The 18,934-nt window shown below is 42.7% G+C and carries 5 protein-coding genes; 4 read left to right on the top strand and 1 reads right to left on the bottom strand.

The window, feature by feature from the left end:
- Nucleotides 1–89 precede the first annotated feature (89 nt).
- The 3 genes from FHS59_RS22845 to FHS59_RS22855 all read left to right on the top strand — a co-directional run bounded on the left by FHS59_RS22845 (nucleotide 90) and on the right by FHS59_RS22855 (nucleotide 15,213).
- Complete coding sequence (locus FHS59_RS22845; protein WP_184498665.1) at nucleotides 90–11,987, top strand: MBG domain-containing protein; 11,898 nt, start codon at nucleotides 90–92, stop codon at nucleotides 11,985–11,987.
- Nucleotides 11,988–12,058: 71 nt separating this feature from the next.
- A complete protein-coding gene (locus tag FHS59_RS22850; protein ID WP_246388591.1) occupies nucleotides 12,059–13,021 on the top strand; it encodes a PorP/SprF family type IX secretion system membrane protein in 963 nt (320 codons plus the stop codon).
- A 173-nt stretch (nucleotides 13,022–13,194) separates the two neighbouring features.
- A complete protein-coding gene (locus FHS59_RS22855; protein WP_184498669.1) occupies nucleotides 13,195–15,213 on the top strand; it encodes an NHL repeat-containing protein in 2,019 nt (672 codons plus the stop codon).
- A gap of 1,048 nt (nucleotides 15,214–16,261) precedes the next feature.
- On the opposite strand, the gene FHS59_RS22865 is transcribed toward FHS59_RS22855, so the two are convergent.
- Nucleotides 16,262–17,557, bottom strand: a complete 1,296-nt coding sequence (locus FHS59_RS22865) for a DUF1593 domain-containing protein (protein ID WP_184498671.1) — start codon at nucleotides 17,555–17,557, stop codon at nucleotides 16,262–16,264.
- A gap of 95 nt (nucleotides 17,558–17,652) precedes the next feature.
- On the opposite strand from FHS59_RS22865, the gene FHS59_RS22870 reads away from it, so the two are divergent.
- The gene (locus FHS59_RS22870; protein WP_184498673.1) at nucleotides 17,653–18,495 is read left to right on the top strand and encodes a helix-turn-helix domain-containing protein; all 843 of its coding nucleotides are present in this window, start codon (nucleotides 17,653–17,655) and stop codon (nucleotides 18,493–18,495) included.
- The last annotated feature ends 439 nt before the right edge of the window (nucleotides 18,496–18,934 follow it).

Raw genomic sequence — 18,934 nt, forward strand, 5'->3', positions numbered from 1 at the left:
GTTTTGCCTTTAAATGAAGGCTAGCATTTCTACCCGGTCCAATCCTGAATCTGATTTATGTTGAACTTTTACGTTGAGCTCCCATTGCTATGAAAAAACTTTACAATTGTCTTCACCTTAAGTGGGTATCTTTATTTTTTATTTTCTTCCTAGCGATCAATTCAAGTTTTGGTCAGGCCTTTACAGAGAACTTTAATACAAATTCAGGTGAAACCTCCTCATTAACTAAAACGCTATCTGGGGTTCAATTTGATTTTGTATTTACTGCGGACAACGGAGGTGGGATAATGCGATGGGAATCAGGATTTGGAGATGGAAATTCCGCTTCAGTTAACCTAGAGTCATATGTTTATAATACCGGAACTACAGAAAAGGTGACCATCAAAAGACAAGATGGAAACACTTTTATTTTTTCAGGTATTTTTATCAATAATGATGGTGGGCAAACTATTACAGTACAAGGGTATAATGGAGTGAATACCGTTGGTAGTCCACAGACCGTTGGAAATGGAGGGGAAGCAACGCTGAATTTCCCTAACATAACGGTCACTGAAGTAAGGCTTACTTCAACAGATTTCATCAATTCAAATATTGACACATTCAGAGGGGAAGTTGTCTCTAACTCCCCGCCAACCGCATCCAGCTTTACAGCTTCAAATGGACCATTTGAGAATTTGACCCATACTTTTTCAACTGCCAATTTTGGATATTCTGACAGCGATGGAAATCCACTTAGTCATGTTTTAATTGAATCTTTGCCATCAGCTGGGACTCTATATTTGGATGGAAATGGAAATGATGCTTTTGATTCTGGAGAAGGAGTTAGCATCAATTCCATAATCAGTAAAGCGAATCTGGATGCAGGAAATCTCCAATACATTCAAAATGGTTCTACCAATACTTCTTTTCAATTCGAAGTGAATGACGGTACGGCAAGTAGTTCTGGGAATTATATGGCGAACTTAAATGTCAGTCCGGTTCCCACAGTCACTCTTTCTGTTACACCAATGTCCAAATTTGAGTCCGTCGCTACAAATTCTGAAATAAAGGCCACTATTTCCAATACTTATGGAGCACCGGTAATTGTGAATTTAGGTTTCACCGGTACAGCGACAGGATCTGGAGTCGATTATTCGGTGACTGGAACTTCGATTACAATTAATCCAGGAAATACCTCAGGGACCCGCTTTATAGCCAATGTTCCAGATGCCTTTTATGAAGGAAATGAGTATGTAGATATCGATATTACTTCGGTGACGAATGGGTTTGAGAGCGGAGTTCAAAAGGTGACTTACACAATTATTGATGATGATAGCCCTCCAACAGCCACCTTGGAAGTATTGGATAGGTATAATCCAATTACAGACGAGAGTGGAGGTCAGGCTTATGTCCGGGCTAAAATAGATGAGTTGGCTGGTGTCACAGTGAATGTTCCTTTAAGCTTCTCAGGGACAGCCACTGGAGGTGGAACTGATTATGCTGTAACGGGCACGACCATATCCATTTATCCTGGACAAACAATGGACAGTATCCGTGTTACATCGTTGTATGACAATATTGAAGAAGGAAATGAGACCATTATCATTGATATGGGTACCCCTACCAATGGTCAAAAAGGTTCGCCAAATCAAGTAACCATCACGATCATTGATGAAGATTTAGAAGCACCTAAGGATTATACTGTTGCAATTAATCAGGACCCAATAACTCCGTCCAATTCATCCAATATCAGTTTCACCTTTGCAGATGCCGAAATTGGTACAACTTATAATTATCTTTTTACCAGTTCTGCTGGGGGAAGTACTATTTCGGGTTCAGGAACAATTACTTCAATTAATCAAACTATTTCCAATATTGACCTGAGTGGAATGACCGATGGGACCATTACACTTTCTGTTACATTAACTGATGGTATAGGGAATGAAGGTAGTCCTACGACTGATACAGCAATTAAGCAAAGCAATTTCCCACCAATTGCCACTGCTCCTTCGACACCTACCGTCATAGAAGATACTCCTGCAAACCTTGATGTAGACATTGAGGTAACCGATGTGGAAGGAGATGATCAGACGGTGACATTCACCATTACCGGAGGAACGCTTACAATAGGGACCACAGATATTGTTTTCGGAGGTTCATTAAATGGAAGTAATAGCTTTACTGCCTCAGGCTCTCTATCCGCGATTAATACAGCCTTGGATGAGGCTGTCTTTGTTCCAGATCTAAATCTTGCAGGTACCGGAGTAGCTACCATATCATTTGTGAGTAATGATGGTTCAGCTGATTCCAATACTGCTACTGTGATTTTTGATATCGCAGCGGTGAATGATGACCCTTATTTTACCGGACTGCCTACCTCCATTACTGTTGAGGAGGATGAATATCCAATGTATTTTAGAAATGCTATTTCTGGTGGGAGTTTTGGGGATGTAGACTCAGGTGCAGGCCTGGTTACATTTAAGATGACTGCTTCAGACGGGTTGATCGGGATTGCAAATCCGGTAGGATATGGCCTGACTTATACTGGCCACAATACCAGTACTATGACATTAACTGGAGCTGCTAGTGATATTGAGACTTTTCTGAATATTAACACTAATATTCTCCTGGATCTGCCGGACAATCTTAATGGAAATAATGCAATAACTATTTCTCTATCTGCTAATGATGATGGAAATACCGGAACTGGAGGAGGTACAGATGTTTCTCTTGGATCCTTTAACATCAATATTAACCCGGTAAATGATCCCCCAACCTTTGATGGTTTACCTACAGATATTTCCGTTCAAGATGGTATTGCAAGTAATATTGATCTTTCCTCAGCCACTTTTGGAGATGTGGACTCTGGATCTGGCAATGTTAGGTTATCTTTTCTGGTTTCTGTGGGTGATTTAACTGCCACTGGAGGAAATGGAGTAACTGTAACCTCTCCAACTGCGGGCGCCTTGGATCTGGAGGGAACAGCTAGCGATATAGAAGATTTTCTAAATTCACCTTCCAATATTCATTATACCAATGCAACAGGGGCAACAGGAGACAATGCAGCTACCCTAAGTATTTCTGCAAATGACCTAGGAAACTCTGGTTCCGGAGGAGGAACTTCAGTTTCCTTCGGATCTATCAATATTGATGTTCGGGAAATTCCTTCGGTCACCTCGGTTTCTGTACCTGCCAATGGCACTTATTCAGCAACTCAGAATCTGGATTTTACTGTCAACTATTCGGAAGCGGTAACAGTAAGTGGTGCTCCTAGTTTTGAAGTAACTATAGGAAGCACGGTTTATGAGGCCGAATATGTTTCGGGTTCTGGATCTGCTGCTTTGCTTTTCAGATACACGGTACAACCTGGGGATTTGGATGCAAATGGAATCGCTGTAGGTGGAATTATCTCATTGAACGGAGGAAGCATCCAGAATTCTTTTGCTGTGGATGCAGAATTGAATTTGAACAGTGTGGGATCCACAGCTGCTGTTTTAGTGGATGGAATTGCACCTTCTGTGATTAGAATAGAAAGGCAGAATCCAACATCCACTCCAACCAACGCAGATGCTGTGACATTTAGAGTAACTTTCGCAGAAGGCGTTTCTAGATTAGATGCAAGCGACTTTGAAATTACAGGGCCAACTGGATCGTCCATAGGAGTTTCCGGATCTGGTTCTACCTATGATGTGACAGTTTCTGGAGGAAATATGGCCTCTCTGAATGGAGTAGTTACCCTAAATTTTGCCGCTGGCCAAAATATTACGGACCTGGCTGGAAATGCCTTGACTAACACCCTCCCTACAGAAACCAATGACAATGAGTATTTACTTGATAACATTGCCCCGACAGTAAGTACTATCAGTCCTGCTGATAATACTACAGATGTGAGTTTGAGTTCAGATTTTGTCATCACATTCTCTGAAGATGTGGTAGTCAATACTGGTAATTTAACTGTGCATAGAGTGAGTGATGATGGAGTAGTGAGAACAATTGATGTGACCAATAGCTCCCTCGTTTCTATAGCTGGTACTGTTGTTACCTTCGATAATACCTCTGACCTGGCTTTAGGTACGGAATATTATATTTTGTTGGGCAATGGCGCATTTCAGGACGAAGCTGGAAATGTATTTGTAGGAATAGCTGATCCTTCAGCATGGAGTTTTACCACATCCGTTCAAACTCAGATTTCAATTAATGATCCTTCCGTAACAGAAGGTAACTCGGGTTCAGGCGACCTTACATTTACCGTTTCACTATCGCAACCAGCACCAGCTGGAGGGGCTACTGTTGACTATGCTACATCTAATGGATTAGCAATTGCCGGTTCAGATTACACCGCTGCAAGTGGAACACTAAGTTTTGCAGCAGGTGAAAGTAGTAAAACGGTTAATGTTGGTATTTCAGGTGATGAAGTGGTTGAGCCCGATGAGACTTTTACCTTGACGCTTTCTAATCCCACAGGTATAAATGTCGCTATTGGAGATGGAAGCAGCACTGGAACTATACTAAATGATGATTCAGCGTCGCTCACCATTGCTGATGTATCAGTCAATGAATCTGATGGAATTGCGACGATTAGTGTAACGTTAGATAACGCTGTTCAGGGAGGATTCACTGTAGATGCAAGTACGGCAGATGGAACTGCCACCACAGCAGATGCAGATTATTCCTCGGTAATCACTACTCTGATATTTACAGGTACTGCAGGGGAAGTCCAAACTTTCCAAGTTCCAATTACAGACGATAGCAAAGTAGAAATAGACGAAACTTTGTCCATTTCTTTGAATGACCTTGCAAGCATAACATTAAATGTAGATATCACAGATGCAGCAACATTGACAATATCGAATGATGATCAAGCTTCTGTGACAATCGCTGATGTGAGCGGAAATGAAGATGATGGCGCTATTACAGTTACTGCAACACTTGATATTGCAGTAGTTGGGGGATTCACTTTAAATGCTAGTACGGCTGATGGAACTGCTACTACGGCAGATAGTGATTATACAGCCGTTTCCGCCCAAACGTTAACTTTTGCCGGAACACCTGGAGAAACTCAAACTATTGCAGTGGTTCCTACATCAGATGGTAATGTTGAACCTAACGAGACGGTTCAAGTATCCATGAGTGGTTTAGTTCCTTCCATCGTTTCTGCAAGTGATATAAATATTACTGATGGAGCAACGGTTACGATTGTGAATGATGATCTTGATGCGCCAAGTACTCCGGATCTAGCTGCATCTAGCGATTCTGGAATGAGTGATACGGATAATATTACTAACGATTTAACACCGACATTTACAGGTACAGCTTTGGCAAATAGTACTGTTACTATTATTAGTGACCTAGATGGTTCTTTGGGTACCACAACAGCTGATGGATTAGGTAATTGGACCTTTACTTCTGGAAGCAATGTTTCTACTGGAATACATTCCATCACTGCCATAGCCACTGACCTTGCTAATAATGATAGTCCTGTTTCTAATGCTTTGTCGGTTACATTTGATGTCCAAGCTCCAAGTCCGATTTTGGTTGCAGACTTAACTCTTCAATTGGACATTAATGGACTTTCACCATCGATTACTCCTGGTGATCTCCTGGCAATTCAAATTTCAGATGATTATTCAGCATCGGCAGATATCCTGTTGAGTCTAGATGAAACAAGCTTCGATTGTTCCAAAGTTGGTAGCAACTCTGTCATAGTGACAGCAACAGATGAAGCAGGGAATTCTGGTTCCGAAGATACAAATGTGTTGGTTCAAGATCTTATTGGTCCAACAATCCAAGCTAAGTCATCTATTACCTTAAATGTAGATGCATTTGGAACTGTGAGTTTGACTCCATCAATGATAGAAGAAGGATCGACAGATGCCTGTGGAATTCAAACCCGAGTATTAAGTCAAACTTTATTTGACAGAAATGACGAAGGGGTAAAAAACATTACCTATACAGTTACCGATGTGAATGGGAATTCTTCTCAATTGAATGTGGCTGTGACCATTGTCTTGGTCCCAAAAGTATTGACCATAATTGCTGATGCTGGACAAAATAAAGTCTATGGAGATCCAGATCCGATATTTACTTATACGGCGACAGGCTTTGAATCGGGGGATAACGAATCGATTCTTTCAGGTGCTCTGTCAAGAGATTCAGGAGAGGATGTAGGGACTTATGCGATTACTTTGGGAACATTGGATGCGGGTCCAAACTATACGATCAACTTCACTCCGTCAGATTTTGAAATCAGTCCTGCACCAATTACAGGAATTACCTTTGATGACAATAATTTTGTGTATGATGGCACAGCCAAATCCCTTGCCATCACTGGAACCGTACCGACTGGAGCCAGGGTAAGCTATTCTAATAACAGCAGAACGGATGTCGGAAGCCAGGAAGTGACGGCAACGATTTCAGGTTCGAACTTTACGACTTTGGCCTTGACAGCCGAGCTTACGATCACACCAGCGACAATCACGGGAATAACGTTCAGCGACAATAATTTTGTGTATGATGGCACAGCCAAGTCACTGGTGATTGGAGGTACGTTGCCAGCCGGGACAAGTGTAAGTTATGCGGACAACAGCAGAACGGATGTCGGAAGCCAAGAGGTGACAGCCACAATCTCAGGTTCGAACTTTACGACTTTGGTCTTGACAGCCGAGCTTACGATCACACCAGCGACAATCACGGGAATAACGTTCAGCGACAATAATTTTGTGTATGATGGCACAGCCAAGTCACTGGTGATTGGAGGTACGTTGCCAGCAGGGACAAGTGTAAGTTATGCGGACAACAGCAGAACGGATGTCGGAAGCCAAGAGGTGACAGCCACAATCTCAGGTTCGAACTTTACGACTTTGGTCTTGACCGCCGATCTGACCGTGACCCCTGCGACAATCACGGGAATAACGTTCAGCGACAATAGTTTTGTCTATGACGGTACAGCCAAATCCCTTGCGATCACAGGAACCGTACCGACTGGAGCGACGGTAAGCTATTCGAATAACAGCAGAACGGATGTAGGTACCCAGGAAGTGACCGTTACGATTTCTGGTGCGAACTTTACGACTTTGGTTTTGACCGCCGATTTGACGATTACTCCGGCTACCACCACGGGTATCACGTTTGATGACGGTAGTTTTGTGTATGATGGCACAGCCAAATCCCTTGCCATCACTGGAACAGTACCGACAGGAGCCACGGTAAGCTATTCGAATAACAGCAGAACGGATGTAGGTACCCAGGAAGTGGTCGTTACGATTTCTGGTGCGAACTTTACGACTTTGGTTTTGACCGCCGATCTGACCGTGACCCCTGCGACCATAATGGGAATCACGTTTGATGACGGTAGTTTTGTGTATGATGGCACAGCCAAGTCCTTGGCGATTGGAGGAACATTACCTGTTGGAACTGCAGTAATCTATTCGAATAATAGCAGAACAGATGTAGGAACACAGGAGGTGACAGCCACAATCTCGGGCTCGAACTTTACGACTTTGGTCTTGACAGCGGATCTGACAGTTACTCCAGCTACAATTACGGGAATCACGTTTGATAACGATAGTTTTGTCTATGATGGTACAGCTAAATCCTTGGCGATTGTAGGTACCTTGCCTGCCGGGGCAATTGTAAGTTACGCGGACAACAGCAAAACTGATGTCGGAAGCCAAGAAGTGACAGCCACAATCTCAGGTTCGAACTATACGACCTTGGTTTTGACTGCTGATCTTACTGTAACACCTACGACCATTTCAGGAATTACCTTTGATGATGATAGTTTTGTCTATGATGGCACGGCCAAGTCATTGGCGATTGGAGGTACGGTACCTGTTGGAGCTTCTGTAACCTATTTGAATAATAGTAGAACTGATGTTGGAACACAAGAGGTGACGGCCACAATCTCGGGTTCGAACTTTACGACCTTGGTATTGACCGCCGATCTTACAGTTACACCTGCGACCATTTCAGAAATCACATTTGATGACGATAGTTTTGTCTATGATGGTACAGCCAAGTCCTTGGCGATTGGAGGAACATTACCTGTTGGAACTTCAGTAAGCTATTCGAATAACAGCAGAACGGATGTAGGAACACAAGAGGTGACGGCCACAATCTCGGGTTCGAACTTTACGACCTTGGTATTGACCGCCGATCTTACAGTTACACCTGCGACCATTTCAGAAATCACATTTGATGACGATAGTTTTGTCTATGATGGCACGGCCAAGTCCTTGGCGATAGGAGGTACTTTACCTGCCGGAACTTCAGTAGCCTATACCAATAACGGTAGAACGGATGTAGGTACGCAGCAAGTGACGGCAACGATTTCAGGTTCGAACTTTACGACCTTGGTATTGACTGCCGATCTGACGGTGACTCCAGGGGCAATCACGGGAATCACGTTTGATGACGATAGTTTTGTCTATGATGGTACGGCCAAGTCCTTGGCGATAGGAGGTACTTTACCTGCCGGAACTTCAGTAGCCTATACCAATAACGGTAGAACGGATGTAGGTACGCAGCAAGTGACGGCAACGATTTCAGGTTCGAACTTTACGACCTTGGTATTGACTGCCGATCTGACGGTGACTCCAGGGGCAATCACGGGAATCACGTTTGATGACGATAGTTTTGTCTATGATGGTACGGCTAAGTCCTTGGCAATTACCGGAACACTTCCAACCGGAACTACTGTAACCTATTCGAATAACAGCAGAACGGATGTAGGAACTCAAGAGGTAACAGCAACGATTTCTGGTTCGAACTTTACGACCTTGGTATTGACTGCCGATCTGACTGTTAATCCTGCGACCTTGGATATCAATGTGGATGCAGGTCAAACAAAAGTTTACGGTGATGCAGATCTTATATATACTTTTACTGCTACCGGATTTGAGGGTGGGGATGATGAGATGATTCTCACCGGTGCTTTAACCAGGGTGGCTGGTGAGGATGTTGGAACTTATGCCATTCAATTAGGTACACTAGATATTGGTCCAAACTATTCCATCAACTTCACTCCAGCAGATTTTGAGATCACTCCAGCAACCTTGGATATCACCTCAGATGCCGGACAATCCAAAGTTTATGGAGATGCAGATCCTGTATTAACATATCAATATTCTGGTTTGAAAAATGGCGATACAAACGCTGTAATCACCGGAGTTATAGCAAGAAAACCAGGAGAAGATGTAGGAACTTTCGCGATCAACCTGGGTACGCTGTATGCAGGTCCGAACTATACAATCAACTTCACTCCGGCAGATTTTGAGATCACCTCTGCTACTCTGGATATCACCGCAGATGCTGGGCAGAAGAAGGTCTATGGTAATGCCGATCCTGTATTCAGCTATCAAGTCGCAGGATTGAAGAATGGAGATACAGAAGGTGCAGTGATCACTGGAGCCTTGACTAGAGTAGTAGGGGAAGATGTTGGCTTGTATGCAATTCAGCCTGGAACCATTGATGCAGGATCCAATTATACGATCAACTTCACCAGTGCTGATTTTGAGATCACACCAGCAAACTTTGATATCATCGCCGATGCGGGACAAACCAAAGTGTATGGAAATGCCGATCCGGAATTCACTTATCAAGTAAATGGCTATCAAAATGGAGATGATGCGAGTATTCTCACAGGAGCTCTCGTTAGAGCAGCAGGAGAGGATGTAGGAACCTATGCCATCAACTTGGGTACTCTAAGTGCTGGATCCAATTATAACATCACCTATACTGGTGCAGACTTTACTATTACTCCTAGAACGCTGAGCATCAAAGCTAATCCAAATCAGGTGAAAGTATTTGGTTCAGCAGATCCTGTATTCGCCTATACTGCTTCTAACTTTGGAAATGGAGATAATGTGTCGATTCTTACTGGAGCGCTTAGCAGAGTTCCAGGAGAAAATGTTGGAATGTATGCGTTTACATTAGGTACGCTAAATGCCGGTGCTAACTATACAATCAACTTCACCTCTGCTGATTTTGAGATTGCAGAGAAGGTACTGAATGTGACAGCGGATTCAGGTCAGGGTAAAGTCTTTGGCACTGTCGATCCGGTATTGACCTATCAGGTGACTGGCTTCGAAAACGGAGATAATGCAAGTATTCTCACAGGTGTTCTAGCAAGAGCGGTAGGTGAGAATGTGGGAAGCTATGCGATTAATCTAGGAAGTCTGGATGCAGGTGCCAACTATGCGATCAACTATACAGGAGCTAATTTCACCATCACCAAAGCCACTATCACTGGAATCACCTTTGCAAATGGAACCTTTGTATATGATGGTACAGAGAAGAGTCTAGAAATAAGCGGAGTCCTTCCTGCCGGGACCTCAGTCGCCTATACCAATAACAGTAGAACTGATGTAGGAACTCAGGAGTCCATTGCTAGGATATCAGGTTCGAATTATAACACGTTGGTGCTGACAGCTGATCTTACGATCACTCCGGCTGAGATAGGAGCAATTACTTTTGCAGACGGCAGTTTTGTCTATGACGGAACAGAGAAGAGTTTGGCCATAAGTGGTACTCTTCCTGATGGAACTTCAGTTTCCTATACCAATAATGGGAGGACCGATGTGGGGACCCAAGAGGTTACAGCAACCATTAACGGTTCCAACTTTAACGAGGTGATCCTGACAGCTGATTTAAGTATTACACCGTCTACGTTGATGGTAACTGCAGATGATGGCCAAGGCAAAGTGTTTGGAACAATGGATCCTCCATTGATTTATGAAGCTTCAGGTTTCAAGGGCATGGATACCGAGGCAATTTTAACAGGCAGCTTGTCTAGAGAATCCGGAGAAGATATTGGAAGTTATGAAATCACACAGGGAAATCTAAGTGCGGGAATGAATTATACTATTGACTTCACCGGGGCTGACTTTGTGATTATTGAAGAGCCGAATAAAGATCAGGACGGTGATGGTGTTCCTGATGAGGTAGAAGAAGAGCAAGGCACAGATCCTACTGATCCAATGGATTACCAAGATGAAGATGGTGATGTTGTACCTGATTATGTGGAAGAACAGCAGGGTACAGACCCTACAAATCCAGGGGATTATCTGGATTCAGACGGAGATGATGTACCGGACTATGTAGAAGACCAGCAAGGAACCGATCCTAACGATGGGGATGATTATCAAGATGTAGATGGGGATGGTATTCCTGATTATGTGAACGATCGATCTATTTCAGAATTCATTATTCAAGAGATAGAAGTTCTTTGGGGAACTCCTGAATCTGACCTGAAAACACCAACTGAGGTGGTAGCGATGACTGCAATAGGAGAGATTATCAATTTGCCTGTTGTTTGGGATCTGGGTGGTTATAATGCGTTGATGGCGGGTACAGGAAATTACAATGGTACTGTTGAAGTTCCAGATGGACTTTTCAACCCGGATGAGTTAACACCAATCCTTCAAATCACGGTATTGGCAAAACCTGCACCAACAGATGTAACTCTAAGTGCCAACAGCTTCATTGCTATTCCTGATGTGTTCTTCCAGGAAATCGGAGTGTTCACGGTCATTGATCCAACAGATGATGTTCATACCCTGACGCTTCCAGAGGGAGTTCAGGACAATGAGTACTTCGAGGTGATCGATGGAATATTATTCTGGAGCAGTGCCGAGCAGGCCCAGGGTAGAACAGATTTTAACATTCTGTTGAGAGTGGAAGACAGAGGTGGTAATGTGATTGAGAAATCATTCCAGATTACAAGACAGCGAACTTCGCTGGATCAGTTGGATGTACCAAACACCTTTACTCCGAACGGTGATGGAGCGAACGATACCTGGGGAGTTCCTGCCTTGAGATACTACCAAGGCGTGAGGATTTCCATCATGGAAGTGGGAGGCAACAGGGTATTCTATACCGAGAATCCTGATATCCGTTGGGACGGTACATTTGACGGTAAGGAGCTTCCGGTTGGAGCATACTTCTGGATCATTGAGGTGGCAGAAACCGGTGAAGTGAGAAGAGGAGTATTGAACCTATTGAGACAATAATAGAAGAAGAATCTGGAGATTCTGGAATGACAAGTTCAGAATCTCCAATTTTTAAACATTCCAATTTTGAAATGAAAAAGAACATCAGAAATATCGCAGTAGCTTTTTTAGTCCTAAGCTCCTTGTTTGCAGCCAAGGCCCAGTCGAGAAAATACATCTCCAATTTCAGTCACTTCCAGAGTTATTATAATCCTGCACTGACAGGATATGAGGGGAGTGCGATCAGGGGATTTGTAAGGAACCAATGGTCAGGATTTGAAGGAGCACCGAAAACCTATTTTATATCCACTGAGTTGGATTTCGGCGAACTTTCAGGAGAGGCAGATCCTGCCCTGATGGGAAAAAATGCGGTATCGGCCAACCTGCTTTATGATACTTATGGAGCATTCCGTGAGACCGAGTTATTGGTTTCTTACGCTTCGAGAGTCAGATTGACAGAGAAGCATAATCTTAGATTGGGGGCAGGTTTAAACTATCAGAGCATCCGACTGGATGGGAATTCACTGACCACAGAGGAGCAAAACGATCCAACCTTGGGGCAATATATTGGTCAGTTTTCCAATATGAATGTGATCGACTTCAATCTAGGTATTGCTTTGACCCATGCCAAATATTATGTGTCCTATGGCATGCATCGGGTAGCCGGAGGTAAAATCACTTCAGGGGATGAGTTTATGGACGGATATCCAACAGCTATCATGGTTCAGGCTGGCTATCGTGAAGCCATCAGTCAAAACCTTGCTGTCATTTTTAATACGTTTTACAGAAGCCAAAAAGACCTGAAAGACAATCTGGAATTCAATCTGAAGGCATTGCTGATGGACCGTGTATGGGTAGGTGCGGGCCATCGAATCAATTATGCCACCAATGCCCAATTGGGAATATTGACAAAGCGATTGAGAATCGGGTACCTCTATGAGTTCTCCACAGGAGGGGGATATAACCTTCCCGGAAATACCCATGAGTTTACGGCGGTCTTTAATCTGTTCAGGGACAACACCCGAAGAACTGACAATGAAGTGTTGATCTGGTAAGTATATTTTATCGCTTCAATTTTTACTGAATTAGTTTATAGAATCAAAGAAAATTCAGAACACACTGTTCAGCTCAGAAAGAATGCTTGGTTACACAGAACTTAGGCTCCGTATTAATACTAAAAGCAAGTTTTACAATTTTTAAACGCTTACCTACACTTAAAATTAAAGTTATGTCAAATCAAATTACTCTTAATGGAAAGTTGTCATTCAACAATTCGAATGATGTAACCGCAACTGTAAAAATGTTTGAGGCGAATGGAAAAGATCCAATCGGGGAATGTGTTTTGGGTGCAGAGGAGAAAGGGGAATTTACCCTTCATGCCACTCCTAATTCCAATAACCCTATTCTTTATATAACCGCAGAATTATCCTCATCTAGTGTAGTCTTATTATCAGTACTATCTCCTGATTTTTTGGAGAAAATAATTCAAAATGGTTTGGCGGTCAATGAGTTGACTACCGTGGCATCTGCTTTTACCTGTGCCCAGTTTTTTAACGGACTACAGTTAGCAGGAAATTCTCAAGGAGTAACTATTGCGGCCAAGAATACACCTAATCTGGTCAATCCAGTCTCCGGAACCTGGGGTGATGTCTTAGTGGACCCATTCAACATTACCCAGAATGAGACCCTGGCACGCCTGAATACATTAGCTGCACTGATTACAGCTAGCGGTACAGGCAGTCAACAAGGGAGTGCCTGGCTTGGGAAATTGTTTGAGTATTCAAAGCCATTGGAAGGAAATAAACCTGTAAACACTGCCGAGGCAATGATCGGAATTGCAAAGTCTCCTTGGTTACATCCGACTGATTTATTCAACCTTTTTGATCAAGCCTATCCTCTTCCCGAAGATGGCTTTCCTTTCAAACCTAACAGCAAAGTTCCTCCTAGCAGGCGGAGTGCTCCTTTCGTACCTTATTTAAGTTTTGCACCGGAGGATTTTGCGATGATTTTGGCTTTTGGTCAAGGAGGGATTTGCGCTCCCGGAAAACTTTCCTTGGACAGGGACGGAAACTTATGGACTGGATTAAACTGGATGCCAGGAGCACAAAATGGGGTATACCAAGGAATTGGAGGAGGGTTGGTAAAGCTTGATTCCACGGGACGTTTAGTTTCCCCTGCTGTTACCGGTTATACTGGAATGGGAGTTGACGGAGCGGGCTGGGGGACAGCAGTTACTGATAAGGAGACCTGTTGGGTCACGAGTTTTAATGGGGCAATTGGAATATATCGCTTGGAAGATGGAGAACCGATTTATAAGGAAGTTCCTCCTGAACTGGAGGAAGCCCTACATGAGATAGGTGGACTGCAAGGCATTGGGGTGGCACCCAACGGGGATATCTGGGTAGTGGGAACTTCTTCCAATCAGATGCTTCACTTTCCCGGTGGAGACCCAACCAGAGGCAGGGTGGTGGTAAATGAGAAGCTAAGTGATTCTCTTTCAGCTCCCTTTGCTGCATCTATTGATAATTCTAACCGTGTCTGGATCAGCAATACAAATGGTAAGGCTTTGGTACGTTATGCCCCCTCTGAAAAAAATACCCCGGTGGACCGCTTTATCCTTGCCGGTGGTGGACGCGGTGTTGCTCTTGACTCGCAGGGAAATTGTTGGGTGGCTTGTAATACCAGTCCTGATTTCCCATCCACAACTCCTACTGATGGGGTTTCTATTATTGAAGGATTTGCGCTTGGGTATCCACATCTTTCCCAAACTGTAGGTCGCAACCGTGTTACAGGTTCCGTCTTTATGATTCCATTTGATGCTGATCCAATGGATACCATAGATCCCGTTACCCAAAAGTCGAATTTAAAGGCTTACGGAGATGGGGATCTGAATGCTCCCTGGGGAATTTCTGTTGATGGAAACGATGATGTCTGGGTTGCCAATTTCATGGGTAGGGGAGTATCCTTCATGGCTGGTGCTAGGCCAAGTGGTCGTACAAGTGCCTTTACTACAGGTGATATGATTCATACCATCCATTCGGGCAGTATCCAAATGTTGACCGATGTGGTAGTGGATCAAGCGGGTAATCTCTGGTGTGCCAATAACTGGAATTTACCTCAAACGGTCATGCAGGCAAATCCGGATCCGGCATTTTCGACCTGGGGCGGAGGCTCTGGAGTCATAGTTATCTATGGCATTGCAAAACCAGTACAAACTCCAGTAATAGGCCCCGTTATGACCAAGTGAGAGTGTCTTGTCCAAGAATAGGTTTACGCAAACCGTAAACTATGGAAAGACATATAGAAGTAAGATATTCCCGATTTATTAGAATCGTCATAACTAGCTATATATTTTGGGCATGAATATATTATTTTCAGCACTTTCCTCTTCCTCCTTTCTCTCGGAAAAATAAAGAGCTTTCAGCTCCCCACGGCTACTTTAGGGGGCAAGCCATTTTCCGCTTTTCTTTCTTCTGTCTGGGAGCGTTGTACTTTCGAGTGGGTTGCCAGATCCGTTCCTGCTTTTTACTGGTCTCAAGACCGCCCATCCTAGCAAAGGTGAAAACCAGAACCTAGGATCGTCAAATCTTCGCTTCGTCCTGAAGAGAAAAAGCCGGTTTCCTATTAACTGCCTCCGACTTTTTCATTCAGGCTTTTGCCTTACCTAGAACCCGGTTTTCCATAGATGTTTGTCTATCGGATCATCAACACCAATGGGTAAAAAAAAATATCACTACTCAGTCAACAATCCCTATTCTACAAGAAAAACAAAGCACCCCTGACTCCAGGAAAAAGCTCTGAAAGTTTCGGGTCGAGGTTCCTACCATCCTTGAATATGGATGCTTTGGCTAGCTTAAATTACTTTTTATCACTTAAAAATTCATGAGATGAAAGCTTAGGAAAACTTTAACAAACTGGCAGAAACAGTAACCAATGAAATTATCGAAGGAATTCAACCTGAAAACCTTACTTGGGAGCAAGGTTGGAATTCCAGAAATGCACCGAAAAATTATGGAAGCAATCAACAATTCCGTCCGTGGAAAATAAACCTTGAATTGTCTTAAAATTGAATAAGATCTGTTTTGGGAGGATTACTTCAGAAGAGAATAAGTTTGAAAGGTTATGTATTTCTTCCTTTAGGGCTATCAAATGATGGTGGTTGACCAACTGGGATAAAATAAATTAGGTATTTGAACAATTGGAGGGCTTGGGGAAAGACAACTAATACCAAGACTACCCTCGAATAGGTTCTTTCAATAGATAGGATGTAGACTAAATAATTGAGATTTTCCCTATCACTTTTCCAGCCATTTCCATCGCTCTGCCCAATCCATCAAGAACTCCTTTCTGTATTTTGAGATAGTTTTTGCCCCTTGTTGAACTTTGATATACAGTGCTGGATCTTGCTTATCGCTGTACCAGTTATAGCCCAGTTGATAATCATCAGGCGTGACTTTTCCTGGCCAAGAAACTGTACTGACATAGTTTCCTTCCAATCCATCCAACTCCGCGATAGGGCTACTGATTTTATAATATCCTTGTTCCGGTCCTTTTGAAGAGTACCTTACTCCATAAATACCACCTCCCAGGTAATATCCTGGCCAGGTCTGATTTTGGGCCTCTATCTCAAAAACGACAGAATCTTCGGAGACATTTATTTCCGGCCCATCAAATCTCCATTCTACCGTCGCATAAGCAGCTACAGTATCCTGAAGCGAACTTCCGCCCTTGAATACATTTCTGGAACTTCGCTGGATCTTTTCAAAACTTCCTCCCCAACTTTCGCCGGTAGGATCATCAGGGTCTCCGTTCATGAGGTAGGCCAAGGATGGAGTATCGCCCATTTTGATTTTCCCTTCGTAATAATGAATGAAGTCTTTGCCCAACTCACCTCGACCCTGAATGTAATTTTCATAAAAGGCATATGCTTTCAATTCATCGGGGGAATCATTGTCCATAAACCAACCTCTATATGTTGCATTTGCCTCGATCATCCAAAGGTCAGGGTGAGACTCTGCGATATAAGAATAGGCATTGATACTCCATTTCTTATTCGGACCTCCGATCCAATAAACTCTGATATTTTCTTTGATCTCAGGAGCGTCATGTAGTGCCTGAGCCAGGTCCTCAATTCCTCCCCATACCAAAACCCAAAGCGGTTGATCACTTTTCTTTTTAGCACAGGAAATAATCCATTCTGAACCTTCGGTAGGAGTGGTGTATCCTTTGAAAGGTGCAGCGTCTTTTTGCCCCTGCTTAGTTATCTCTCTTAGTAAATTAGGAGGCAGAAGTCCCGGGGCATTGGGTAGGAGCTGTTTGTAATCTTTTTCGTAGATATCAATCATATCTAAAAAATCCTTTTTGGTTCCATTACCGAAAGGTGATGAAACCAATCCTTCCAGCTGAAAGAGGTCTGAATACATCATTAAATGTATCATCGATTGGAAATCATCAGGATCTGTTCCGCCAATGTCCGAACTGATGATTACTCTAGGTTTGGCAGATTCATTCAATTGTGCATGGCAGCTAGAGCTTCCAAAAAAAATGAATATTCCTACAAAGGCTAGTAAAATACTTTTATTGCAAATCATCTTGCTTGGGGTTATTGAAAAGATTGGATGTAAATTTATTCTCGTATTTAGATAAAAACTACCTATATTATCTTAATAACCTATCGAATTCCGAGATGATGAAGCTTTTTGATGAAAAAAGAAGTGTTTTTAAGCCCTACGGTTTTTCATGTGAAATGTGGGTGCCCAATCTAATGCATAGACCTGATCGGCATAATGAAATTGAAATCAATTTTTTCCCAGAAGAAGGGGTTACCTACTTGTTTCAAGGAAGGAAAATCAAAATTCCGGCCAATAGATTCACCTTATTTTGGGCTCTGACACCTCATCAAATAGTAGAAGTCGAAACTAGCCTGCCTTATTATGTTTGCACTGTTCCATTTTCGGTTTTTTTGGAATGGAAATTACCTGCCAGCTTTGTAGAGAAAATTTTGAATGGAGAAATTATTTCTGAAACAAATCTTATCTATTCTTCTTCAGATGAGGCCAATTTCAAACGTTGGTTTGATGATTTCCAGGAAAATAAAAATCCTAAAATTGCTTTGTTGGAAGTTCAGGGTCGTGTAAATAGAATGGCTTTTGAATTTATACCAGACAGCTCAAAAGGTATTTCTGCTTCCCAAATCAAGGAAGCTAACCAAGTGGAAAAAATTGCTATGTTTATAGCTAAACATTATACAGAACCGATCAAAGTATCTGATATAGGAAAAGCCGTAGAGCTACATCCGGATCATGCTAATACCATCTTTAAAAAGACTTTTGGGACAACTTTAAGTGAGTACATTGCCGAAGAGCGCATTTCCCATGCACAGCGGTTACTTCTTACCTCGGATCTTCCAATCACCCAGCTGGCTTTCAGTTGTGGCTTTCAATCCATCAGTCGATTTAATGCCTCATTTCTGAAGATCGCAGGATTAACTCCTCGGGAATTTAGAAAAAGCAATAGTTTTCTAAACTGAAGATTGGTTCATACACTTCATATGGCTAATACCCCTCGTACTGTATGAATGGAACGAGACTTTGAAATATGAATGAACTGCTATGGTTTTTAAAAGAATAATATTTCTAAAAATCAAATGAATTCGCTACTGAATCTCTAAGTTTCCACCATAAATATTTAATAAGCTATTCCTTTCTTTGATCAATGGATCGACTGGAATTTTGGGCTTCCCGAGATCCTGACAGGAAGACAAAGCCAATGTGAAAATCATAAAGCTGACAAAAGACCAGTAAAAAGTTCGCATTAATAAAGATAAACCTTGGTTTGAACTATAAAAATACCCTGTACTGAAGCAACCGAGTGTAAAGAAAAAGTCCTGAGGACTTTTTTAGCGAGGGGCCAAGATGAGAGTGGCTGGGTTTTAATCTAAAATCCTTTTTTAAAGTAGTTTTTTAGTT

It is taken from the genome of Algoriphagus iocasae, assembly GCF_014206875.1.
Lineage (GTDB): Bacteria > Bacteroidota > Bacteroidia > Cytophagales > Cyclobacteriaceae > Algoriphagus > Algoriphagus iocasae.